This window comes from Epilithonimonas pallida (assembly GCF_900182975.1).
GTDB lineage: Bacteria > Bacteroidota > Bacteroidia > Flavobacteriales > Weeksellaceae > Epilithonimonas > Epilithonimonas pallida.
The window spans coordinates 144,659-168,392 of sequence record NZ_FXUO01000005.1 but is presented as its reverse complement, the minus strand read 5'-3'; the positions used below and the strand labels follow the sequence as shown (position 1 = coordinate 168,392).

The window sequence follows — 23,734 nt, the reverse complement described above, 5'->3', positions numbered from 1 at the left end:
ATAATTATGAAAAATACAATATTAAAACATATCATATTATTAAGTTTTTTCATCTTGTTCCTTCTGATCAATAACAGCTGTGACCGCTTTACGGAAGTAGGGTTACCGAAAAATCAGATAACAAGAGAGGTCGTCTTCAAAGATGATCAGTTAGCTAAATCTGCTATGGCAGGCGTTTACCGTTCACTAGACGATCAGGGATTCTTATCAGGGTCTTCGTCAGGTGCCCAGCTTGTGATGGCAGCCTATGTAGATGAGCTACAAGCCTATGGTGCAGCTACAACTGACGCTGCCATCTTTTACCAACTGAGCCATGTGGCTACTACTGATAAGATCAAGAATTTATGGACGATCACCTACACTCAAATTTATAACATCAATGCTGTTATTGAAGGGGTTGAAAATTCTGAAAGCCTTAGTTCAGAAGTTAAAAACCGATTAAAAGGGGAAGGTCTTTTTCTTAGGGCATTACTGCATCTTTACTTAACCCAGACATTCGGCTCAGTCCCTTACGTCACCTCTACAAACTACCAGGTCAACCAGAGCATTGGTAAGATCAGTACCAGTCAGGTCTATGCACAGTGTAAAACAGATCTTGAGACGGCAATACCGCTTTTACCAACAACTTTAGCCGCAGGAAACAGGGTATATCCGACAAAAATGGCAGCCTATACCGTATTGGCAAGAATAGCCTATTATGAAAAAAACTGGGATTCAGCGCTTCAGTATTCGAACAATGTCATTGGAGATGTCCAATATAAGATCGAATCTGATTTAAATAAAGTATTCCTAAAAGACAGCTCAGGAAGTATATGGCACCTGTTACCTTTTGGTGCCACGTACAATGCTTATCAGGGGAATGTATTTATCCTGAATACAGCGCCGCCGACAAATGTTGCGCTACGACAGGATTTTGTAGATGAATTTGAGAATGGTGATCAAAGAAAAACCGCTTGGATAGGGCAAAAAACTGATGCGCAAAATAAAATTTATTATTATCCATATAAATATAAACAGTATTATACCAGTCCGACGTCCTTAGAATATTCGGTCATTCTCAGAGTAGAAGAATTGTATTTAATCAGAGCAGAAGCTTACATTAAGAAAGGCCAATATGACCTGGGAATTGCAGATATTAATAAGATAAGAACCCGAGCGGGCTTAGCACCACTAGCAAACAGCAGTGATCAAAATACATTGATAGCTGCTTTAATCCAAGAAAGAAGGTCAGAATTATTTACTGAGTTTGGACACCGTCTTTATGACTTAAGGCATTATGATCTTGCAGATATCAGAATGCTATCAAAGAAAGGTGGATGGAAACCGCACTTTAAATTACTGCCTCTGCCTGCGACCGAACTGCTGCTAAATCCTAACTTAAATCCGCAAAATGAAGGTTACTAGGTTACATATGCTGGCATTCCTCTTAGTTCATGGACTTTGCTTATCTCAGGATATTGACAGTTTAAACGCGGTTTACAAGCAATATTATGAAACAGCATTGCGTGCGAACAGCCCTAATGGTCGTTTCGTAATTCTAAATCACAGCAACACCTATGGTAAGAATGATTACGAATTGTTGGATGTCAAAAACGACAAAGCTTCAATGCTTGGTAATTTTGATAAATTTCAATTTTTAAATGATAATCTACTGTTGATGCGAAATGATCTTCTTTGTCGATTCACAGATTTAAGAACCGGTCAATTCACGGAAGTTTCAGGAAACTATTTAATTGAACCTGCACAACAATCGGCTCAAGTGATCCTTTTTAATACAAGTTTAAAAGAATTGCTATTAGTTTCCTTAGAGGGAAAAATGTTGTGGAGAAAACAGGATGTAACGGTTTATCAACTTGATACAACCAACAATAACCTAATTTATATATCCGGCAATGACCTGGTTGTCATAAATCTAACAAACCGTCGCTCTAAAACCTTTAAGGTTGAGAGTGGTATCCAATGGATTTCTTCGAGTGGGCAGCGAATTTATGCCGCCAATATCCAATCCAAGCAAATTGAGCTGTACACTATTGATCTACGATCGGAAAATTTAGCCAGGCTGCTGTTAGCGATGCCTGAAGGATTTGAATCAACCACTCGCTTAACCACGTATTTGGAAGTTCGGGAAAATGAACATTTCATATTTCCATTGTATTTGAAAAGCAAGTTGGAGCGTAATGAAAATCCTGAATTGAAAATCACATATTCCAACAAGAACGGAGAGGATAAAATGCCCTATTACCATTTAGGCATTTACAATCTTAACAAAGAACAGTGGGATTATCTCCCTGATATGAATGATGATCTACCTGTTTATAAATTTTTAAACGACAGTGGCGACTTTATTGTGTATGATTTAGCGGATGATGTCGTCGAAGAGCAACAAAATAAAATTCTTGATTTGAAATTATTTTTAGATTATGGTAATCATTCCTATGTATTATCCCAAAAAAGAATAGAAGAAGGCAACTATCTTTGGGATCGAGACACAAAGCAATTTGTCTATTTTAATGATACGACATGGGTATCCCATAATATTAGTACGGGGAAGGAGGTTGATCTTATGCCTGCTAACACAAAGGGTTGGGCCAGCCTGGATCATAGCGGCTTGGCTAAAGCCCCTGCCACTAAACCTGTTAAAATTAAAGACAGATCTGCGATAATGATTTCCAACCAGTTTGATTATTTCATTGTCGACTTGAAAACCAGACAGACAAAACAGGTCACAATGGGGGAAGAAGCAAAATTGAAATATCAGCTCCAGTTATCAAAAGAGAACTACCCAAAATCATCTTGGAATATCAGAATGGGAGAAATAGATCTATCGAGGGGTTTAATATTTAAGACGTTCAATAAGCTCACTTATGATTCAGGTGTTGCCAGGTTGACATATAAAAACAATAAAACAACATTTTTCCGACAAGGTCATTACAGGGAGATAATACCTTATGACAACGGTTTTTTCTTAACATCGAATTTTGCTTTAGAGCCTTTTAAGCTGACAACCTTCGAGAAAGGGAAATATCACACTGTTTATGAATCTCTAAAAAAAGAAAAGAAAGATTTTGAAGGTGCGAGATGTGAAATATTTCAATATAAAACCGATTTCGGGACTTCCAATGCAGCACTCTTATTACCCGTCAACTATGATCCGAATAAGAAATACCCCATGATTGTTAATATTTATGAAGAACTTTCGCACGATGTATTGTTTTTCCTGCAGCCATACGTTAATATTAGGATTGGGTTCAATTATATGCATTATTTGATGAATGGTTATATAGTTCTACTGCCGGATCTCCAGTACGAATTGGCAAATATTAAAAATAGTGTTATAATGTCTTTAGAGAAAAGCATCGATTCCGCAAAGTCGCTGGCATCAATAGATGAAAAAAGTATGGGAGTGATAGGACTGTCATACGGGGGATATGAGACAGGTCTTGCACTGACCAATTCGAACTACTTTAAGACAGGCGTTGCAGGTGTTATGGTTTCGGATTTGGTTTCTAATGCTCTTAGTCAACCGGAATTTATTACAAAGCCTAATTATATGAGGGTTGAAAATCAGCAGATGAGGATGAACAATAATGTCCTGGATCATTGGAATCTTTATTTGGAAAATTCCCCCATTTATCATGTGAAAAATATTGAAGTTCCTGTATTGCTTTGGACTGGGTTGAAAGATAAAAACGTATCACCTGCTCAGGCAAGAATGTTTTTCCAAGGAATTAAAAGACAGAAGAAAAAAGCTGTGCTGCTGGAGTATATCAATGAATCCCACAATGTTTTCAAACCTTTGAACCAGATAGACCTTAATATTAAAATCTGGCAGTGGTTCGATTACTATCTGAAAAATAAAAAGCCAGCAGACTGGATTCGTCCACTAGTGCAATGAAAAACTCCTTTTTGGGAGTTTTTTAGTCCAGCTTATACAATTCAACATTAGCCGTTTCAGGATGATCAATTTCAGGTCCATCAGTCCCGAAAACCTGCTGTCCAGTTGGTAAACCATTAACAGTACAAATTATTCCATCTGTTCCACACATGACACTTCGATTCCATTGATTGGTGGCGTAATTAAAGATATAGCCTTGCCTAGCTGCAGTTCGGATATCACTTTTTTCAGTTTTAGTAATATATACAGTGCCGATTCCTATTAAAATGGGGATTAGAACTAATATGTAATTTTTCATTTTTATAAATTTAGTGTTACGCTATAATTGATTAACATATTTTATTAAAGCTTTTTCTGCTAATTAGAGTAAATACCATTTGGATAACCATCAATGGTATAAGATGATTCAAGTATATAATTAAACTGCAAACGGACAACTCATAAAATGGTTGTGAAATCTGCTAAAATAAGCTCCCTTTCGGGAGCTATATTTAATTGATCTTGTATAATTCGACATTGGCCGTTTCTGGATGATCAACTTCCGGTCCGGTTGTACCAAAAACCTGTTGTCCTGATGGCAGACCATTGACCGTACATGTTGGAGCAATCTCTTCTTGACACATGACACTTCTGTCCCATTGGTTGGTTGAGCTATTGAATATATAGCCCTGTTTAACTGCTAAACTCCCTTTGCTACTTTTTACATTTTGAGTAGCGAAAGCAGTTCCTGTTCCAATCAGAATTAGAACTGCGGGTAAAATGAAATTTTTCATTGTAATAAAATTTGATGTTATGCCTACTCTAAATCAACAGGTTTTCGGCGTTCCCTGTTCTGTTGGCCAACAGATATTATTTAAATGTATATCTGGTAATTGCATCACTTGACAATACATAAAAATAATTTTTCGTTGATAAGATCCCTCTGATCTTATTTCTATTTTGATTCTTAATATAAAAGCTATAGAGGTATTTCTTTGAGTGAACGTTATAAACATCAATGACATAATTATTTCTAAAATCTTTAAAGGATTCATTGATACCTCTCATTCTGGATACATTGAAGAATTTGTCATCGAACACGGCTTGGGTACTGTTAATTACACTCGGAGATCTCAACAATTTGGTCTGCCCGTTTTCAAGGGTCCTGGTTTCTATCTTTGTGTTAGACAGCGAATCAATAGTAGGACTTCTCTGGATGTTCTGGAGATCAAAATCTGTTGTAATGATCTCGTTTCTGTAAAAATGGGTATATATAATTTTTTTATTTTTTCTATCCACGGTAATATCTCCATCTGTGTCAAAAACTCCATCAACTTTTGTTTCTAAGACATTTGGGACGATAACGTATTTTTTAGATGCCGTGTTTAAAATGCCCAGTTCATTCGCTTTTGTTTTTACAAGCATAGTTTTAAAAATGTACCTTTTCGGTTCCAGCATATAAAATCTTGAAAAATACAGGCGATTTATTTCTGTATCATAAGCTGTTAATGAAGGAAGCTTCCCTTCAAAAATAACAGGTACATTGCCATCGGAAACACTAAAATAGGGGTATAATACATCGATCGTGACACTAACAAATTGATAATTATAATTATCCAATTTGATTTTGTCAATTTTTACGGAGTTAAAATCAGGTCGAATAGTTGAAAGTAATAATGGTGTTTTTCTATTTCCCAAAAATAATGTATCACCATAATTTCCTGCAATATAGTAGTTATTCATAGGAAATTCAAGCGTCTTGTATTTTGCGTCAAGAGGTTCAATTATCTTCCGAGTGAAAGTTCCTTGATTATCATAAATATGCGGATAAAATACAGCAGTTAATACTGCTAATGGAAGCAAAATAGCTATTCCCAAGTAACTTATTAATTTTCCTTTGTCTACTGAGGTTCTAATTATAATGGCAATAATCGCTAACAGAACACAAGTTAAATTAAAAAAGAGATGTTGATTCCAATCCATCTTTTCCAGGATTCCTCCACAAGAACAAGGTATAGAATCACTATAGTTAAGTATTATATAGATGTACAGGGTAAATGCAGTCATTATGCTCAAACAAACATAAAGACCGATCGTTCTTGCTCTCGGTATTATTAATAGCAAAACGATAATTACCTCAGATATAATGGTTGCGTACGAAACAGCTCCAGCATACGTGCCGAATAGAGGTGACTGCGCTATCTGAACCTGGAAATTCTCAAAATCTTTCAACTTACTTGCACCAGCATAACAGAATAGCAGGATGAAAAAGTAAGATACAGATATAGGGATAAAGGCATTGATCTTTTTCATGGTTTTTTAAATTATTGTTACAGTAAGACTCTTTTAAAGCTTCGCTGTACGGTCGACTTGCGATCTGTTTGAGGACCTATGGTTGGGAGCTCATTCGCCAGTTGTCCCGGTCTTTTGGCGGGTCCGTTTTTACAAATTCTTCCAACCTGGAGCTGTCGCCTTCTTTTTTGGAAGGGCTTCGCTCAAGTGCGGGCATTGTAGTGTCTTCGGTTAACGATTCATTTTCTCGACAAGAATTTAAAGAGGTAAGAATGATTCCTGTTGCTATAATTACAAAATGCTTTTTCATGATCTAGGGATTAATGAGTTAATAATCCCGGCCGGTATTTTTCTAAGAATTCTTTCGACGAATTTAGAAAAGCAAAGTGTTTTGAAAAAGCTAATGTTGATCCGATTTATAAATTGTATAGGGTACGATTTATAAATCGGATCATCTAATTTATTTTACAATTAACTTATTATCAATTACATATGCGCGAAACTATGCGAACATTGGAATTCCGAATATTTTTTTGCGCTGCGGTCAGATTTCTCTCTCAAACAAGCCAAAAAAGGATTGCCTTAAAACGAAAAAATGATAAATAAAGATATATTGTCTTGCTATCGACTGATATTTTCCAATTTAAATCATTGGAAATTAACAAACACTTGTTTAAATTTATAGCCAAATCGGATATAAAGTTTAAATGATTCCTAAACATTGGGCTTTACGATGATTGAACTAATAAATGATTACTCGTAAAATACTTAAATTAGTACTACCATAATTGCAGAGAATTTGAAAAAAATTTTATTGTTTTTAGCGTTATTCTATATTTTGCTAAATGGCCAGGAATTTACTGACTACAGAGAGCGGTATGACAATTTTGAAGAAAATGATATCAGGGCTTTTAAATTCCTAAATCCGTACATTGGAAAAGCCAAGGAGCAGAAAAATTATGCAGAATTAACTCAAGCTTATAAAGACGCGACAAGTTTTTCACCAGATAATAAATTACAATACGCAGACAGTATGGTCTGGGCTGCAGCCAAAAGCAAAAATCGAGACCTGATAGGAGCTTCTTACTTAACTAAAGGAACGATCTATTATTTTAACTACAAAAAATTCAAACTTGCTTTAGACGAATACCTAAAAGCCTGGACTTATTTGCAAGGATCTGAAGATGAATACCTTCATTATAAAAACCTGTACCATATCGCTGTTGTAAAAAGCTACCTCGGTTATTATCAGGAGGCATTGCATCTTTTTGAAAAATGCAGGATACACTACGGAAATGAAAATAGCCATTCTAATCCCCCCAATTTGTCTTATAACAATAAAAAGGGTTATTTAAATAGTCTGCATCAAAATATTGCCTGCCTTGTTGAAGTTGGCCGTTTGAAAGAAGCTTCGTCATTGCTTAATAAAGGATTTCGGGAAACAGCAGGTGATATAGACTTTTATATCGAAAGAAGTTATTTCTATAAGTTGCAGGGCATTATCGACTATAAAAATAAAAACTATGATCGTGCTATTTTAAATTTCAATAATGCTCTTGCCGGCATTGAGAAAAAGAATGATTTCACGAACGCTTCAACAATCTATTTCTACAAAGGCAAAAGCCTACTGAATAAAAATGAAACTCATAAAGCGGTTTCTTATTTTATGAAGGTTGATTCCATATTTACAAAACATCTGTTCATCCTACCGGAAGTGAGAGAAAACTATGAAATACTAATCAATAACTCCAAAAGAACAGGTGACAAAAAAATGGAACTTTATTACACAAGCCAGCTGCTTAAAGTGGATCATATGCTTTCAACTGATTTTAAATACCTGTCTGAAAAGATTCATAAGGAATATGATACTAAAGATTTACTCGAAGCTAAGAAAAGACTGGAGACTTCCAGCGCAAATGCAAATCGAACAGCGGCGATACTTTTTTGCCTACTGCTCCTTTTCGCTTTGATTTTATATCTCAACTGGCAAAAAGAAAAGCGAATTGAGGTAAAATATAAAGATCTACTGGTTAAGATAAATGATGAAGGTAAGCAAAAGCCAACAGATAAGCCTGACTACAAACCTAAAAGTTCTAAACTCAACGAGGAAAAAGCAAATGATATTTTATCCAAACTTTCACAGTTGGAAGAAGAGCATTTTTTCCTTGAAAAGAGTTTGACACTCAATAAGCTGGCGACAAGATTAAAAACAAATACATCCTATTTATCGGAAATCATTAATGACTATAAAGGCTGTCATTTCAATGCGTACTTAAATCAGTTACGAATAAAATATATTATGCATAAATTGTATCATAACAAATCTTGGCGTGGCTATTCTATAAAAGCACTAAGTGATGAGTGTGGATTCAGTAACAGATCTAAATTTTCCGAAGCATTCTATAAAAGCAGCGGTTTGTCTCCCGTAGAATTTATCAGAAAAAGAAATAAAGAATTAGACGAAGATCACTGATGAGCGTACTATTAAAGTATGCTTATAAAGCTTCTTGGCATATTGGAGATTTATCGCGTTTTAACCTTGGCATTCATACGCTTCTAGCCATTTCTGATAAAAATCCATCGTACCTCTTTACCGCAGTAATCTGGCATTATATCTCCCTTTGAAATATAGATGACAGTACTGATCGTACCTTGAACTTCCCATTCTCCGCTGAAAGTACATTTTCTACCTGTTACTAAAGAAGTTTTCAAATCTGGTTATTGTTTTTAAAATGATTTTAATCTGCTTTTTCAAGATTTATAATGCCGAATTTAGAAAAGCAATCATTAGGTTAATAATATTAGATGATCCGATTTATAAATTGTACAGGGTACGATTTATAAATCGGATCATAGAGACATTCATTATAAACCATTAACTATCAGCGCTTTGATTATAATAATACGACAGAGTAATGATATTCCCAACAATACAACTCGTCATAATAGCGGAGCCGCTTAAATACCATCACAATAACGGCTAAAAGGTCAATTCTTCACGATTATCCGACTTTTATATGTATTTAAAATAATTTATTTATGAATCGACAAGTTTTTAGAAAAAGAATTGATCAATTGTGGAAGAGTTTAACAATGTCAATAGACCAGATTAACCGGAGTGATCTTGATATCATCTCCAGGGCCGAGGAGATCCTGATGGAAACAGATGAAGCGATTACCAGTTTGAAAGCTTTAGTAAGACAATACAGGTTCCAGGACTGGAGTGATGAAATACAATTCTTTAAAATTACCAAACCTCAGTTTGTGGCTCTTTACATTTACTATTCAAAAGTCTTGTCTATAGAAGCCTCAAAACCCTATGCTAATGAAGCTACATTAAAATCCTATTTTGAAAACGAAAGATCTGGTCTGCTTTACTTCTACAATGAACAAAGGGAATTTATCAGTTACTATCGCAGAAGAGCCACCTTTCTCGATAAGAAATATTTTGTTCGTTTTAAATTTGATTTTAAACTGAGACTTAGTCCTGAATTATATAGCTACGACCAGGAGTTCTGTACATCGCACGATCACCTAGTTGCACAAATTATTGCAAATGATCTGTTGGATGAATATTTAGTGCATAGAATTGACCTTAAAGATTCTATTGAAAAACCAATCAGCGCCGTCGGGAAGCTTGAATGGACGGCTCCAAAAGTGGCGCTCATCGAGCTGCTATTTGCGCTGCATCAAACAAAGTGTTTTGATGGCGGCCGGGCTGATCTGGCAGAGGTATTCCGCTGGGCCGAGAATTCGCTGAATATTAATCTGGGTAATTATCATAAGACTTTAAGCGAAATACGTTTACGGAAAAGCGATCAGACCAAGTTTTTGTCGCTGCTTCAGAAGAATTTAAGCCAATTTCTCGAAGATCTGGATATTTAATATATCAAAATTATCCGGATTGTACCTTTTATAACAGCAAAATAACGATTGGACGTTTAAAAACATCTACTTTCTTCTTCCATCCCAAATTCTGTGATTGCATCTTAATGTAAAACCTTTCCATAGCGGTGAATACAAAGGATTCTTTCGGTAGTACCGACAAACTACCGAAAGATTTCTATTTCGATTTCCAAATTTTGTCAAGTGATAAATATTGAACCTATGGAAATATCAATTGTAACCAAAGAGGATCTTCAACAGCTGAAAAATGAACTGCTGGAAGAGATCAAACGTTTACTGGAAAAAGAGAACACAGCCCAGAAAGAATGGCTTCGAAGTTCAGAGGTCAGGAAATTACTGAACATTTCAGCCGGGACCTTGCAGACACTGCGGATCAACGGCTCGCTGTCTTACACGAAGGTTGGAGGAACGCTCTATTACAGCTACAAAGACATTCAGAAACTTCTTAGCGGCGCTAAAAAATGATAATTAATCGAAACAGCAGTCGTATGAAACAGTCTAAAAATATCATCCGCCTTTTTGAAAATGTGGTTTGGGATGAAACCATGCTTCCCTCCCACATCAGTATGTATGTCTCTCTTCTTCAATTGTGGTCAACCAACCAGTTCCGGAAGTCGTTTCGGATTCATCGTGATGAAGTGATGAAGCTGAGCAGGATCAGATCACTGGCCACCTATCACCGATGCATTCGCCAATTGCATAGTGCAGGCTTGATCGACTATGCACCAAGCTATGATCCGTACAAAGGTAGCCTTGTTGAAATTATTGAAGATCGGGATCAGTCGCTTCGAAAGACGAAAACTCCAGCCCCAAATGCACAAAAGTTTGTCATCCCCGATCTTTTTGAAGTCGAGTTATACTTTACTGAACGTGATCTTTCTTCTTCTGAAGCAAAGAAGTTCTTCAACTATTATGAGTTACAAAACTGGAACGTGCACCGCAATAAGCCAATGTCGAGCTGGCAGGCAGCCGCGAGGAACTGGATTTCAAAACAACAAAAACAAGTGCTTACGCACCAATAACAATGCAAAGCTTATCTATGAAAAATATAGACCCGAAAACACCGCTCTGGAAACTGACCGTCGAGGAATACCTTGAATTGATGAGAAGCATTTGCCCCGAGAACAATTATGAGTTTGGACTCAAAGGATTGGCCAATATCCTTGGATGCTCGATCTCGAAAGCCTCCGAAATAAAGTCTTCGGGAATACTGGATGGTGCGATTATCCAGAGGGGAAATATTATCATCATTGACAAGAAAAAAGCACTTAAGCTTTTTGCAACCAAATAGCAATGTATTACCTGGAGCTCATACAGAAGTTTTGGAACTTCAACCAGAAAGCAAAGCTTGACGCAACGGTTATTACAGTATATTTTTACCTGTTGAACCTTGCGAATGACCGCGGTTCATATACGGTCAGCATTTCCGACCGGAATTTCAGCAGAACCTTAGGTCTGTCCAGGAACAGCATAATGGCCGCAAGAAAGAAACTGCAAAGCCTGGGAATAGTTGATTACAACAAAGACACCGTAGGTGTTGCAACCTACCGTGTAGTATTAGACTACGATTTGGCGATATCCATATCCGAAACGGCTCAAATAGATTCTCTATTATCAACTGTTGTTATCCCCACGGACGAAGAACCCATTGCCTCCTCCTCTACTTCCCTGACGTCTCTTGTTTATTATGAAAATCAGGAAAAGATAAATGATAACCTGGGAGCAGGCGATAGCAGTCTGGAACCGGCTGTGAAAGGAACCAAGCAACCGTCGTTGGATATATTCCTGGAATATGCCCAAACGCTTGAGGGCTACGAACCGTCATTGGCCCACAAGATCACAGAAAAATACAATACCTGGCAAAAGAATGACTGGAAAAGTGTTTCAGGACGACCCATCACCGACTGGAAATCGTCGCTCAAAAGCCTGATGCCTTTTATGAAAAATACGGCTGACAAGGATCTCTCTGTAACATCAATTCCCAGGATCAAACGACCTCAATAAGAATAGGCTGAATTGGTCAGAATATAAAACGACACTTTAATATATCCAGTATCTAAATAGCATTACATATGGCAATCCCTGAAAAAGAGGTAAGACTGATACGCAAAAACTTTGAACGCAGAACGGATAAGGTGCAGGACAGAATCCGTATAGGCAACCGGTTTGTCGATGATTTTATCTTTGATGACCATCAGGCTGCCGATATTCCGATCAACGCGCTGCGGGTTATTTTCAACATTATTTCCCAGATCAGCAGCGAACAGTTTCGTCCTGAAGACCGCCCGAAACAGCTTTCATTATTCGATGATGAATTTGAAACGGATAACAATATTTTCGCAGCAATGAAGATCCGGAATAGTAAAATTTCTCCGAGCGGTTCAACAAAACAGGTGATTGAAGCTTATGAGTTTTTGGCTCAATTCAAAATGGGCTGGTACCGGTCAGTTAATGCCAAAGGAAAAGAAATAAGGACATTTGGCGGTTTGATCTCTACGCCAAGTTACGATCAGCGTGGTTATACGAGTTTTCTTATCAGCAGTTACTGGCTTAAAAAATTAATGGTCATCCCGGAATACAATTATGTGCTGTACAACCTTGTCTATAACATCCGGAATAATAAGCACATCATTTTTGCGATCTGGCTGTCTAAACTTCCTGATACCGGAACCGCTTTAAAGCTTGAAACGCTGAACAGCAAATTCGGGCTTCATTACAGATCTGCAAATGACTTTTGCTTTAAATTTCTGAAACCGGCCAAAGCAAGCCTCGACCAGTTCAATACGCTTTCGTTCCGCTACCATTACCGTGGTGATACCATTGATATTCAGCCTGTCCTCTTAAGTGAACGCCCGGATAATAAATCATTGCAACAAAGGGGAAATAATACGAGGATTACGAGGAGGCTCCGGTATTTTAAAAACAGGTACCGTCTTACCGACCGCCAGATGACCCAGCTCTCCTATCAGTACATCCACATTGTTCAGACCCGGGAGCTTATTGAAAAAGCGTTCGAAAGATTCATAAGGGATAACCGGCTTCAAAAAGTCAGGTCAACGGACTATACCGGTCTTAATTTTCTAAACAAATTCCAGGAATACCTTATCCTGGTGTACAGAGAAACCAAAATGGGCGAATTACTACCCAATGGTTATCCTGTCATCATATGATTTCGGAATTGCACTCATCCGTATTTCGGAATTGCGCTCATTCGAATTTCGGAATTGCGCTCATTCGAATTTCGGAATTGCACTCGTAAAAGTTAAAAAAATGTTAAAATTTAGATATTTTAGTTGCTCATTTCGGAATTGCACTCATTCTAGTGTTTGCATAATCGTAAAAATTGTGGATAACTCCCTGAAATTGTGGATAGTCTCAAATATTGACGAAAATCGAAATAATGAATTCGGAATTGCACTCATCCGATAATCGGCTCTTTTCCGGAATTGCACTCATCTCTATTTCGGAATTGCACTCATTCGGAATTCGGAATTGCACTCATCTCGAAAATGGCTGTATCTGCCTGCCATAAGGCGCCAGGGGGAATTACTAAAAGTATATTAAAAGTATTAAAAAGTTCTTTTTTTTATTAAAAGGGAAATGTGAATAAAAATTTGCTTTAAAAAAGAAAAAAAATGAATTGCGAAAAAATCAAACAAAAGGTCGGCATCCGGGCGGTCCTGGAATCTTTCGCGCTATTTCCTGCCAAGGAAAACCGAAGAACCGCTCTTTATTTTGCGCTCGACCGCGAAGAGAAAATCCCCAGTCTTTCCGTGGATTTTATCAAAAATAATGCGTTTGATTTTGGAACGGGAAAAAGTTACGATGTGATCTCCATCGTACAGCAAATCAAAAAATGCTCTGTTTCGGAAGCGTTGAAATACCTTTCAGCACTTGATCTTTCATTTGATCCAGGACAATTACCTGTCGAAATACAGTCAGAGGCTTCTTACAGGATCTTAAAAATCAAAGAGATCAGGCATCCTGCTTTGATTCAGTATTTAAAATCCCGAAAAGTTCTTGAACAGAAACATTTGCTGAAGGAAATTGAGTACGAATTCTACGGCAGGAACTATTTTGGAATCGGGTTCAAAAACAATTCCGGTGGTTTTGAGGTACGGAATAGCTACACTAAACTGTGCCTGGGCCCAAAAGATATTACCTTGGTTCAGGAAAGGTCAGAGCCGACTGCCGAAATTGCTGTTTTTGAAGGCTTCTTTGATTATCTAACTTTCCGGAACCTGGAAAATAGATTCAATTCATCGTGTGATTGTCTGATTTTAAATTCTACGGCAATGCTTTTCAAAGCAGAGCATTTGTTAAAAGAATACCGGAAGATCCTGCTTTTTCTTGACAATGATGAGAATGGAAAATCCGTCGCCTTGAAGATCCGGAATGAATATCACAACGTAGAGGATTGCTCGTTAATTTATCACGGCTATAAAGATTTGAACGAATGGCTAATAAACACGAAAGACCTTTAGTCAATAGTTTTCAGTTTGCATTACGGTTTTCCGTAAGAATAAAAGAAAGATAAAAATTTATCCCAATTATTCTCTGTAACCATAATACTAGTTTCTTGATTTCCAATAAATTGTTGTTTATAAGATGTTTATATATTGGATATTTCTCAATGTTTTTTATCTTTATATCAGCTATCTACTAACAAAAACACAGAGATATACCATTGCATTGAAGCTGCCTGCCGAATTAGAAGACCAGTATATCAAAGAAGTGATCTACAACCGTTCTTTATCAGATTTACAAGGTGAAGAATGGAAAGTCATTGATGGCTTTCCAAATTATGCCATATCAAACCTTGGAAGATTAAAGAGCTTAGAAAGGTGGACTTTTTTGCCTGGCAAAACAAAAGGGAAGAAAGAGCCTGAGATGATTATGAAGCTTATTGTGATCAAGCAATTTAATCAATATCTTCATAAAGACTTTTACCATTTCCACTGCACGTTGTCTTCTGACGGCAAAAAACACCGCAAATCGATGGCGCGGCTGGTTTATTATCATTTTGTCGAAGCGTTTGATTACAACGATCAATATATAAAGATCTCTTTTAAGGACGATAACGGTATGCATCTGCATTATACCAACCTTGAAAAGACGACACCAAGCGAAAGGCGTCTTAAAACCTATCAAAGCAACAGGGCGAGAAACCGAAACGCGATTTATTCCCAACCCGTTTCACAATATGATATTAGTGGCAGATTCATTGCTGATTTTGAAGATATGTACAGTGCCGAGAAGGCCGCCGGTGTCGGCTGCGAAAGCATAATGGATGCCGTACACGGTGTGTTCCTGACAGCCGGTGGTTTCCGGTGGTTTCTAAGCAGCCAGCCCATTACCGAAAAAGATTTTGAGATCGTTCCCAAGTCAAAAAACAATCGCAAGATCTTTAATAAAACGGTTTGGAAAAACCTCGGAAGACCTTTAGTGGATCAAAAGAATCCTCCTGCCTGTATGAATCTGTCTTTACAAGATCTGCCCGGCGAAGAGTGGAGGCCGATACCCGGCTTCGGAAACCGCTTTGTGATTTCAAACCAAGGACGCGTTAAGCGCTTAAGCGGCTGGATCACTGAAGGCCGGAAGGTTTTCCTGAGGGAGCAGATACTCTCACAATATGTTGATTTTTTCAATGGGAAGCCTTATGCGCTGCGCTGTATCCTCCGACATCAGAGGAAAAATGGCTATCTGTCGGTTCCCAAAGCAATGCTCTGCTGTTTCGTCCGTGAATTTGAGATGGAGGACAGGAAATTTGCGTTGGTTAATAACAACGAACCGTTCTGGAAATTTGACCTGTCAAAAATGTTTTTAACCTACGGCGGTTCAGTAATTACAGATTAGTAGATAGCATTCATTTAAAATCGTTAGCATTTAAAGCCATTCCGGAAACCGCATTTCCTACTTTGCCCTCTTTTATTTTCCCGATCAAAACGTTCAGTAACTGATCTCATCCCGAGGTCAGGCTTTTTACTGTTGCAAATGTAGGACAGCATCATTCACTCAAAAAAATCTTTTTGGGTTTCTAAAAAAATTCTCTCCGCTTCACTCCAACAATTTTCCCAGACTCTCCTGAATTCTACGAACAAAAAGATTTCAAGCCCGATCCGTTAGCAGTTTGATTGTAAGCTGAAACGAATCGGGTTTTGTGTGCCTGATCCCGTCCTATCGTCATCGGCAAAGAAAAAGCCGGAACCTCAGTTATACAAATCAATTCAACTTCAGACGTTCTTTGACATCAACGGAAAAATAAAACAGAATTAACGATACATAATGCTTTTCAACATTTGAAAAAGTAAAAAAAAGAAAGCCGAGTGTCCTCGATACCCAATCAGTTCAGTCGGAATTTCCCAACGAAAAACAAAAAGAAATCAAAACAATTAACATTTAAATCGAAATATTATGAACACCATCGTAGGTAGAGTAACCAAAAACGCAGAGATCAACATTGTAAAAGACGACAGACAGGTCGTTAATTTTTCAATCGCCATCAATGACAATTACAAAACAAAACAGGGCGAAATTAAAGAGCAGACCACTTTTTATAATTGCTCGTACTGGATTAACGCCAAAATCGCTCCGTATCTCATCAAAGGGACTTTGGTGGAATTATCGGGAAGAATCAGCAGTAATGCGTGGATAGGAAAAGACGGTGAAATCAAATCGGGTCTTAATTTCCACACCTCAAGAATTAAGCTTCACGGAAAAGCCAACAAAAATAATACTCAGCAACAGCAGAATTCAGAAGCACCTGAAGGCAATCCTTTTACAGAAGATGAAAATGATGATTTACCATTCTAACAGCACTACATTATGGATGCACAGTTTAATTTTTAGCTCAGGTCTGCTAAAGATAAAAAAGATTGGGATCAGATCACCGTCTCTTATCAGACCTACTGCGACAGAACAACGGCCATACGCTATGCCCGAAAGCTTTCACTGATTTTCAAATCAGAAATCAGAATGACAGAGGGTACAGACCCTTTTAAAACCAGTGGAACATACATTAATGAAAACAACAGTTAAACAAATTTTTAATAATAATATGAAAACATCACTTCAACCCACAGAATACCTGCTTATCAAAGCAATGACCGACAGCGAATGGGACGACTGCGGATTTGCCATCATCCGAATTTCAGAAGAATGGAAAATCACCCAAAGGAAAAGGCTCGAAGCCGTTAAAGCCGTGGAACACGACCACGATTTGAAATGGCTGAATTATAGTGATACGGATGTAGAATTTTTCAGATTTTCGGACGAAAAATATCCCGAAGTGGAGCAACTGCTAACCGAAAGCAACCGAATGCTTATCGAACTGGAAACGGATGATCTGAAAAAACTCCTGCAACCCGAAAATAACCTGAACTGCTACCAGATGCAGGTATTCAAAAACGGCAACGCCATTTACAATGCCTTCGGAAAGCATACAGGTGATGAATTTTATACGGAAGAATTTTCATTGTGGGAACTCACCCGATGATTGCTCTAAAATTGAATCTTCATCTTTTTAATCTCATACTACTAATCTCGAAACTACATCAATATGCAAACTAATTTTTTCAGGCAGATCGCCAAAATGAATCTCACGGGAGATTTACAGGTAACGATACGCCCCACACAGGATAACCGCTTTGTCATTTCCGTATTGCTCAATAATGAGCAATGCGGGGACGAAGCAAGAAAGCTGATTCCGCCCCTCAATCTGAGGGGAACGGCAGAAGACCTGGACAATGGTTTTTTTGAAAACGTTGCGACACCAATGCAGACCGCTTCGGGCTTGATGGTGGATATGGATGCCTATATGAAGCAGGTTGAGGAAGCCAAAATGAAATCGGCAATGGAAAAGGAGAAGGCTGACCGCGAGAAAAAGGAAAAGGAAGCCAAAGACAAAAAGTACAATGAAGCATTGCAGAAAGCCGAAGAACTTGAAAAAGAGGGCAAGTACAAAGAGGCGTGGTCTGCCCTTCCGAAAGTTTCGGATTTTCCCGAAAATGCAGAACATATCCGCAAAAAGCAGGACGAATACGAACGGCATTTTGCGCCGAGCCTTTTCTCTGGAACGAATAATGACAATGTTGAATCTTAAAAATTAGCCAATGTTACTTGCAACATTATTAGACCGGGTTTTTATACTCAAAGAAAACGGTCAGGATATAAGACTGCCTGACCCTGAACCAAAGTGGACGGTGGAAACAGTAATGAACTTTTACGCCAACACCTATCCTATTTTGACCACCTCGAAAATTTCTGCCCCTAAAATCAAAGATGATGCGGTAGAATACCGATTTGAAAGCGTGGTCGGAACTAAGGGCTGAAATGAATGAATCGTTTTCGGCTGATAAGAGAAATTATCTACCGTCAGCCGATAGCGGATCGCTTTTGTTACCATTAACTAACAACCGTAAACCAATAACAAAATCAATGAAAAATGCAACGAAAAAGCCTATCGGGTATCATCCGACCGCCCGAAGAAAAAAAACAAAAACAACTGCACCGGCAGTTAAGAGACTTCGCACAATGGATGCATCAGCCCAAAGACAGTTCGGAAATACAGAAAGACCAACGGAAATCAGTACCCGCTTCCCAACTTCCGATGCTTTTCTGAAAACCTGCTTTATGCCTTTGCTAAAGGGAAATGATATCACACCAAAACAGAGCCAACGCAGGATTGCCAAAACGGAAAGGGATTTTTATAAGTCCCTTTCTCAGTTGGCTGAGCATTATGAGATACAACCTATGCGAACAAAGCATTTCGGGTATCCGTATAATATCAGGCTTGCGCTGATGGACGTTCAGAAGAAGTTGAAAGCCAAGACCGAGAATTGGGCGGGTATTCAACTCATCGATAAGGAGAGCAACACCTGTTTTACCGTAGAAGAAAGATGCAACACAGGGGCGACTTTGTTCTATATTCCCGTTGTTCCGCTTTATCGATTGCTCCGTCAAAAGACAAACAGAAAAGCAGGCTGTCTGCTGCTTTCCGTGTGTTCTTATCTGTACAGAAATGCAGGGATTCCTTATTACAGGATAGAAGATTCTTATCTCTATTGGAATTACGAAATGCTAACCGATTGGTTGGAACAGGATGCGGAAATGGAGGATTATTTTCTCTGCAAAAAAGAGCTACAAAGAGCGGAATTGATAGGCGACCTGATGGGACAAAAGATCTCAGACCCAAGGAATCTGCAATTTTTTGAGCAACGTTTGAAAGGGTTCAACCCCAAAGACCAGTTCGACAAAGCGTGCTTTGCACTTGCCAAAGAGGTATTTACCCTTTACAGTCAATATCCCGATGAAAGCATCTTCAGAAATGCGCATCATAACAATGCTATCGACCCTGAAACTATGGCTGAAGATGGCTATAATGATTACAACGAGGAAAATGTGGTGACAATGGACAAGTACATTTCTTTCTTCGCAGAGAGTGAAGGTGTGCTTTACGACAACTTAGTCAGTATGATCAATAATGAATTCAACGAATATGCAGAAGCACAGGAACCGATTATCTTTAAAACTTTTGACGGAAATTCTCTTTTAAATAAAAGTCTGGACTTTGAAAATAATCTATTCAAGCTGCTGAATGAATTGTGCCGATTGCTGAATTAAACAAATTTCTATATCTCAAATACATCCAAAACAGAACGCTATGAAAAATAATACAAATACAAGCGAAACTATCGAAACTGATATTACCCATAATTTCGGTACGCTTTATTATCCAAAATCTGCATTGGTTTTTTATGAAACCGATGATTACAATCCCGACGGCTATGTTGAACATTTTGCTATTGACGGCAACGGACACCCTGTCAATGCACATCCCCTCACCATAAGGGAAGCCAACAGGCTGGCGAAGTCGCTGACGATTCACAGCAGGAAAGAAAAGGATTTTCTAAAACCCAATGGGGTAATGTCTGAAAATGTCCTTTATATTGATTCGGCAGAAAACGGAAAAGTGATCTGGTTGACAAAAGGACAGAAGCGACCAATGTTGTTTACCGAAAAGCTGTCTATTCCCAATGGATCAGCGGAAGTACCGCCTTTGGTATGGTGTGCCAACAGACACGGAATGAAAATATTTGCGTTGGATTCAAACCAACGCCCGAATGAGGAAACACCTCTTTTCCACGCTCCTTTTTTTAATGTGTACGAAAGCGGAAGCGTGTGTATGGGAACTGTTGATATCAGCATTAAAAAGTCGGCATCACTGGAAGCGTTTATGGCCCAATGGGAGCATTACTTTTTTCATTCTTATTTCAGCCATCTGGTCAATAGCCATAATCCCATCAAAGGCAATTGTGTAAACCTCTGGAAGGGTTTAATTGAGAATCAAGGCTCTTTTCCGAAAGAGGTACTGGTCAATTGCAATTTAACATTAAAAAATCTACTCTGATGATGAACAATGAAAAACCAAAAGTCCATTTTACGGACGACAGCCTTATTTATCCGACCAATCCTGTTTCTGTCAATCTTATTGGGGCAGGCGGAACAGGCTCTAAGGTACTCACCGCCCTTATGGAAATGAACCATTCGTTAATTGAACTCGGACACCCGGGATTGCAGGTAAGGCTTTGGGATGATGATACGGTGACCGAAGCCAATATCGGCAGGCAACGTTTCGCAGATTGTGAGGTTGGTCTTCCAAAGGCGGTTGCTCTTATCAATCGGGCGAACCGTTGGTCAGGAACCCACTGGAAAGCCGAAGTCAGCAGATTTGAAAGGGATGCCTTTGGCAGGATTCACGAGCCAATGCAATCCACGCTGTATATCTCCTGCGTTGATAATGTCAAATCACGTTTTGAAATTGCGGAGATTCTTGACGAATTGAAGCAAGACAGAAGATCATACCGAAATAATGTTAAATACTGGCTGGATGCAGGCGTGCGACACGAAAGTCGCATTTAATAAGTGAAGAACTGTAAGAAGTTCTTCCCAGTCAGTGTCCAAGACTGGTTCCCACTTCCCACGTGGGGGTTGAGTAATTGATCTTTGCGAAGCTGGGATGAAAGCCTAAGAAAGACCCTAACCATCAGGGACAATCGGGCAAGGGAAAGACTGGACGGGTGAACGCAAGTGAATCTCCGTAAGCTCCGTCACTAGCCAACATCGGTGGATGGAAATTACGATGTATCGGGTCATAGGGATATTTTATGCCGAGCAAAATATCTAAAGATATGGGAGATTCCATACTTCCATATTAGGACACCAAGACCCCGGGGTATAGGAGGCACCCACACCCAGTCGCATCTTATAAATGCGGAACGTGGAATCCCGATGAGGTCCCAAGCAATTGGGTAGGCAAACCGCAAGGAATGCTGAAATCTTCAGCGGGGACAGGAAATCTCAAGAAGCGAATGCCGTCAGCCGAAAGGCAAAGGGAATACATAACCTGACGGATAGGGCTGTCAAAGACAGAAATACCCAGCCTGAAAGGGTGCAGACGTGAGATTGGTGAATCTCTTGAAGAGCAATGTAATAGTTTTTTAATCAAAGGAAAGTTAGATGCAAGACAACTTAGCAAACGGAACAATGAGCCATACGGATTGGAATTCCATTGACTGGAATCAGGCAAATCGTGTGGTAAGAAACCTGAGACAGCGTATCTTCAAGGCAACTCAAGCTGGCGTCTTTATTAAAGTCCGCCAGTTACAAAAACTTATGTTACGAAACTATTCCAATACGCTTATTAGCGTAAGAAGAGTAACACAGGTGAATGCAGGTAAATATACTCATGGGGTGGATAAGGTGATTGTGAAGACGCCAGAAGCAAGGAGTATCCTTGTGGATGAAATCCAACAATTCCAACCTTGGAAAACACAACCCGCCCGAAGGGTGTATATACCGAAATCGAACGGCAAACAAAGACCTCTTGGCATCCCTACCGTTCTTGACCGTGTGCATCAGGCAAGGGTTAAGAATGCATTGGAACCCGAATGGGAAGCAAAGTTTGAAGGTATAAGCTACGGTTTCCGACCGGGGCGAGGATGTCATGATGCAATAATGGCAATCTACGGCTTCTCACGTCCCAACAAGAAAAAGAAATGGGTAGTTGATGCCGATATCAAAGGAGCATTTGACAATATTGACCACGAATTTCTATTGAATGCTATCGGAAATTTTCCTGCACGTCAACTTATAAAGAAATGGTTGAAATCAGGCTACGTTGATAAAAACGTATTCCATGATACGGAAGCAGGTACTCCACAAGGGGGAATAATCAGTCCCTTGTTAGCAAACATAGCACTTCATGGTATGGAAGATGCTCTGAAAATCAAGCGAGCAAATAGTTCGGGTGTCGTGGTAGGAACAAGAGGAGTCGTAAGATATGCCGATGACTTTGTAGTCTTTTGTGAGACTAAAGAAGATGCAGAAAAATCAATTTGTGAACTACAGACATGGTTAGCAGAACGTGGACTAACACTGTCGGAAGAAAAAACCAAAATCGTCCACCTTACAGAAGGATTTGACTTTCTCGGCTTTAACGTCCGATTATACAATAGACCATCAACCCCGACAGGTTACAAGCTCTTAATCAAACCGAGCAAGAAATCTTTACAGTCATTCAAAGACCGTTTAAAAACGGAATGGATGTCGCTACGGGGTGCTAACGCAACCGCTGTAATCCATAGGCTTAACCCTATCATACGGGGATGGGCAAACTATTACAGGATTGGCAACTCCGTTGATGCGTTTAAACACCTTGATATGTTTATGTTTCTACGAGCCGTCAGGTGGGCAAAAAGACAGCACCCAGGCAGGTCATGGAAATACATCACACAGAAATATTGGAGACAATGGAATAAATAAAGAAAAGATAATTGGGTCTTCGGTGATGAAGAAACAACGTTCCATCTTTGTAAATTCACATGGGTCAACATAAAACGCCATGTGATGGTCAAGGGAAAAGCTTCAATGGATGACCCTTCTCTGAATGGTTATTGGTTAAAAAGAGAGGCTAAAAAGGCTTCTTCATTAGCGAAGCATCTACGGATAATTGCTGCTTCTCAAGGTTATATATGCCCTGTATGCAAACAATCCATTTCTAACGGTGAGGAAATCCATGACCATCATCTTATCATGGATAGAAGTAACCGTGACCGTAATTTATGGAAAAACCGTAGAATCTTGCACCTTTATTGTCATCAGCAAGTGCATTCATCTAAAAATAGGAACAATGAGTTATTATCCTAAGTTGCTTTATGATTTGCTTGAGCCGTATGCGGTGAAAGTCGCACGTACGGTTCTGAGGGGGGAAGGGATTAGTAATAATCCTGACCTACCCGACAACGGAAAAAATACAGGGCAGGTTCTGCTCTCAACCATCGGGCATATTAAACAGCCTGATTCGGAAAAATATGAGACCGTGGCGAATCTTCCTTTTGTGACCGAAGAGTTTGGAGATTTGTTAAGACAGTCGGAAACCGAGGATGATACGCCAAGCTGTAGCTTAGCCGAAGCATTGGAAAAGCAGGACTTGTATATCAATTCGACATTGGCGCAAATGGGATGCTCGCTGTTATGGAATCTGTTCCGAAACGGATTGACGGAATACCGAGGGTTTTTCCTGAATCTTAAAAATTTCCATTCACAGCCCATTAGGGTTTAACAAACCGCCTGATGTAAAGGTCGGGCGGCAAAAATGCAATT

Annotated in this window: 22 protein-coding genes and 2 pseudogenes; 20 read left to right on the top strand and 4 right to left on the bottom strand. The window is 38.9% G+C overall.

Going from position 1 to position 23,734, the window contains the following annotated elements:
- Positions 1 to 6 precede the first annotated feature (6 nt).
- Positions 7 to 1,404: a RagB/SusD family nutrient uptake outer membrane protein gene (locus QOL71_RS11225; RefSeq protein WP_283417015.1), complete on the top strand. Its 1,398-nt coding sequence runs from the start codon at positions 7 to 9 to the stop codon at positions 1,402 to 1,404.
- On the top strand, positions 1,391 to 3,895 hold the full coding sequence (locus QOL71_RS11220; protein ID WP_283417014.1) for an alpha/beta hydrolase family protein: 2,505 nt from the start codon (positions 1,391 to 1,393) through the stop codon (positions 3,893 to 3,895). The genes QOL71_RS11225 and QOL71_RS11220 overlap by 14 nt, the downstream gene beginning before the upstream one ends.
- Positions 3,896 to 3,917: 22 nt before the next feature.
- Here QOL71_RS11220 and QOL71_RS11215 read toward each other — a convergent pair whose 3' ends face one another.
- The 4 genes from QOL71_RS11215 to QOL71_RS11200 form a co-directional block, all read right to left on the bottom strand.
- Entirely contained in the window at positions 3,918 to 4,193 is a 276-nt protein-coding gene (locus QOL71_RS11215; protein WP_283417013.1) for a hypothetical protein, read from the bottom strand.
- 193 nt (positions 4,194 to 4,386) lie between these two features.
- Complete coding sequence (locus QOL71_RS11210; RefSeq protein WP_283417012.1) at positions 4,387 to 4,668, bottom strand: DUF6520 family protein; 282 nt, start codon at positions 4,666 to 4,668, stop codon at positions 4,387 to 4,389.
- A 76-nt stretch (positions 4,669 to 4,744) separates the two neighbouring features.
- The gene (locus QOL71_RS11205; protein WP_283417011.1) at positions 4,745 to 6,187 is read right to left on the bottom strand and encodes a MauE/DoxX family redox-associated membrane protein; all 1,443 of its coding nucleotides are present in this window, start codon (positions 6,185 to 6,187) and stop codon (positions 4,745 to 4,747) included.
- 76 nt (positions 6,188 to 6,263) lie between these two features.
- Positions 6,264 to 6,476 (bottom strand): hypothetical protein, encoded by a 213-nt coding sequence (locus QOL71_RS11200; protein ID WP_283417010.1) that lies wholly within the window; start codon positions 6,474 to 6,476, stop codon positions 6,264 to 6,266.
- Between the two features lie 489 nt (positions 6,477 to 6,965).
- Between QOL71_RS11200 and QOL71_RS11195 the strand changes: the two genes are divergently transcribed.
- The 18 genes and pseudogenes from QOL71_RS11195 to QOL71_RS11110 form a co-directional block, all read left to right on the top strand.
- On the top strand, positions 6,966 to 8,639 hold the full coding sequence (locus tag QOL71_RS11195; protein ID WP_283417009.1) for a helix-turn-helix domain-containing protein: 1,674 nt from the start codon (positions 6,966 to 6,968) through the stop codon (positions 8,637 to 8,639).
- A 566-nt stretch (positions 8,640 to 9,205) separates the two neighbouring features.
- Positions 9,206 to 10,051: an RteC domain-containing protein gene (locus QOL71_RS11190; RefSeq protein WP_283417008.1), complete on the top strand. Its 846-nt coding sequence runs from the start codon at positions 9,206 to 9,208 to the stop codon at positions 10,049 to 10,051.
- Positions 10,052 to 10,273: 222 nt separating this feature from the next.
- Entirely contained in the window at positions 10,274 to 10,537 is a 264-nt protein-coding gene (locus QOL71_RS11185) for a helix-turn-helix domain-containing protein (protein WP_283417007.1), read from the top strand.
- Positions 10,538 to 10,560: 23 nt separating this feature from the next.
- Positions 10,561 to 11,094 carry a hypothetical protein gene (locus QOL71_RS11180; RefSeq protein WP_283417006.1) on the top strand — a complete coding sequence of 178 codons (534 nt, stop codon included), beginning with the start codon at positions 10,561 to 10,563 and terminating at the stop codon, positions 11,092 to 11,094.
- Between the two features lie 17 nt (positions 11,095 to 11,111).
- Positions 11,112 to 11,363 (top strand): DUF3853 family protein, encoded by a 252-nt coding sequence (locus tag QOL71_RS11175; protein WP_283417005.1) that lies wholly within the window; start codon positions 11,112 to 11,114, stop codon positions 11,361 to 11,363.
- Between the two features lie 2 nt (positions 11,364 to 11,365).
- Positions 11,366 to 12,076 carry a helix-turn-helix domain-containing protein gene (locus QOL71_RS11170; RefSeq protein WP_283417004.1) on the top strand — a complete coding sequence of 237 codons (711 nt, stop codon included), beginning with the start codon at positions 11,366 to 11,368 and terminating at the stop codon, positions 12,074 to 12,076.
- 68 nt (positions 12,077 to 12,144) lie between these two features.
- Positions 12,145 to 13,242, top strand: coding sequence for a hypothetical protein (locus QOL71_RS11165; protein WP_283417003.1), 1,098 nt, complete (start codon positions 12,145 to 12,147; stop codon positions 13,240 to 13,242).
- A 465-nt stretch (positions 13,243 to 13,707) separates the two neighbouring features.
- Positions 13,708 to 14,556, top strand: coding sequence for a toprim domain-containing protein (locus QOL71_RS11160; protein ID WP_283417002.1), 849 nt, complete (start codon positions 13,708 to 13,710; stop codon positions 14,554 to 14,556).
- Between the two features lie 124 nt (positions 14,557 to 14,680).
- A complete protein-coding gene (locus QOL71_RS11155; RefSeq protein ID WP_283417001.1) occupies positions 14,681 to 15,928 on the top strand; it encodes an NUMOD4 domain-containing protein in 1,248 nt (415 codons plus the stop codon).
- Positions 15,929 to 16,486: 558 nt separating this feature from the next.
- On the top strand, positions 16,487 to 16,885 hold the full coding sequence (locus QOL71_RS11150) for a single-stranded DNA-binding protein (protein WP_283417000.1): 399 nt from the start codon (positions 16,487 to 16,489) through the stop codon (positions 16,883 to 16,885).
- A 208-nt stretch (positions 16,886 to 17,093) separates the two neighbouring features.
- The gene (locus QOL71_RS11145) at positions 17,094 to 17,567 is read left to right on the top strand and encodes a hypothetical protein (protein ID WP_283416999.1); all 474 of its coding nucleotides are present in this window, start codon (positions 17,094 to 17,096) and stop codon (positions 17,565 to 17,567) included.
- 63 nt (positions 17,568 to 17,630) lie between these two features.
- Positions 17,631 to 18,173: a PRTRC system protein E gene (locus tag QOL71_RS11140; RefSeq protein WP_283416998.1), complete on the top strand. Its 543-nt coding sequence runs from the start codon at positions 17,631 to 17,633 to the stop codon at positions 18,171 to 18,173.
- Positions 18,174 to 18,183: 10 nt separating this feature from the next.
- Positions 18,184 to 18,402 (top strand): PRTRC system protein C, encoded by a 219-nt coding sequence (locus QOL71_RS11135; protein ID WP_283416997.1) that lies wholly within the window; start codon positions 18,184 to 18,186, stop codon positions 18,400 to 18,402.
- 106 nt (positions 18,403 to 18,508) lie between these two features.
- Positions 18,509 to 19,693, top strand: a complete 1,185-nt coding sequence (locus QOL71_RS11130; RefSeq protein ID WP_283416996.1) for a hypothetical protein — start codon at positions 18,509 to 18,511, stop codon at positions 19,691 to 19,693.
- Between the two features lie 40 nt (positions 19,694 to 19,733).
- Positions 19,734 to 20,480, top strand: coding sequence for a PRTRC system protein B (locus QOL71_RS11125; RefSeq protein WP_283416995.1), 747 nt, complete (start codon positions 19,734 to 19,736; stop codon positions 20,478 to 20,480).
- A gap of 2 nt (positions 20,481 to 20,482) precedes the next feature.
- A pseudogene (locus QOL71_RS11120) lies at positions 20,483 to 20,968 on the top strand (ThiF family adenylyltransferase); the annotation flags it as partial.
- Positions 20,969 to 21,589: 621 nt separating this feature from the next.
- Complete coding sequence (ltrA, locus tag QOL71_RS11115; protein ID WP_283416994.1) at positions 21,590 to 22,894, top strand: group II intron reverse transcriptase/maturase; 1,305 nt, start codon at positions 21,590 to 21,592, stop codon at positions 22,892 to 22,894.
- A 478-nt stretch (positions 22,895 to 23,372) separates the two neighbouring features.
- Positions 23,373 to 23,693, top strand: a pseudogene (locus QOL71_RS11110) (ubiquitin-activating E1 family protein); the annotation flags it as partial.
- Positions 23,694 to 23,734: the final 41 nt, after the last annotated feature.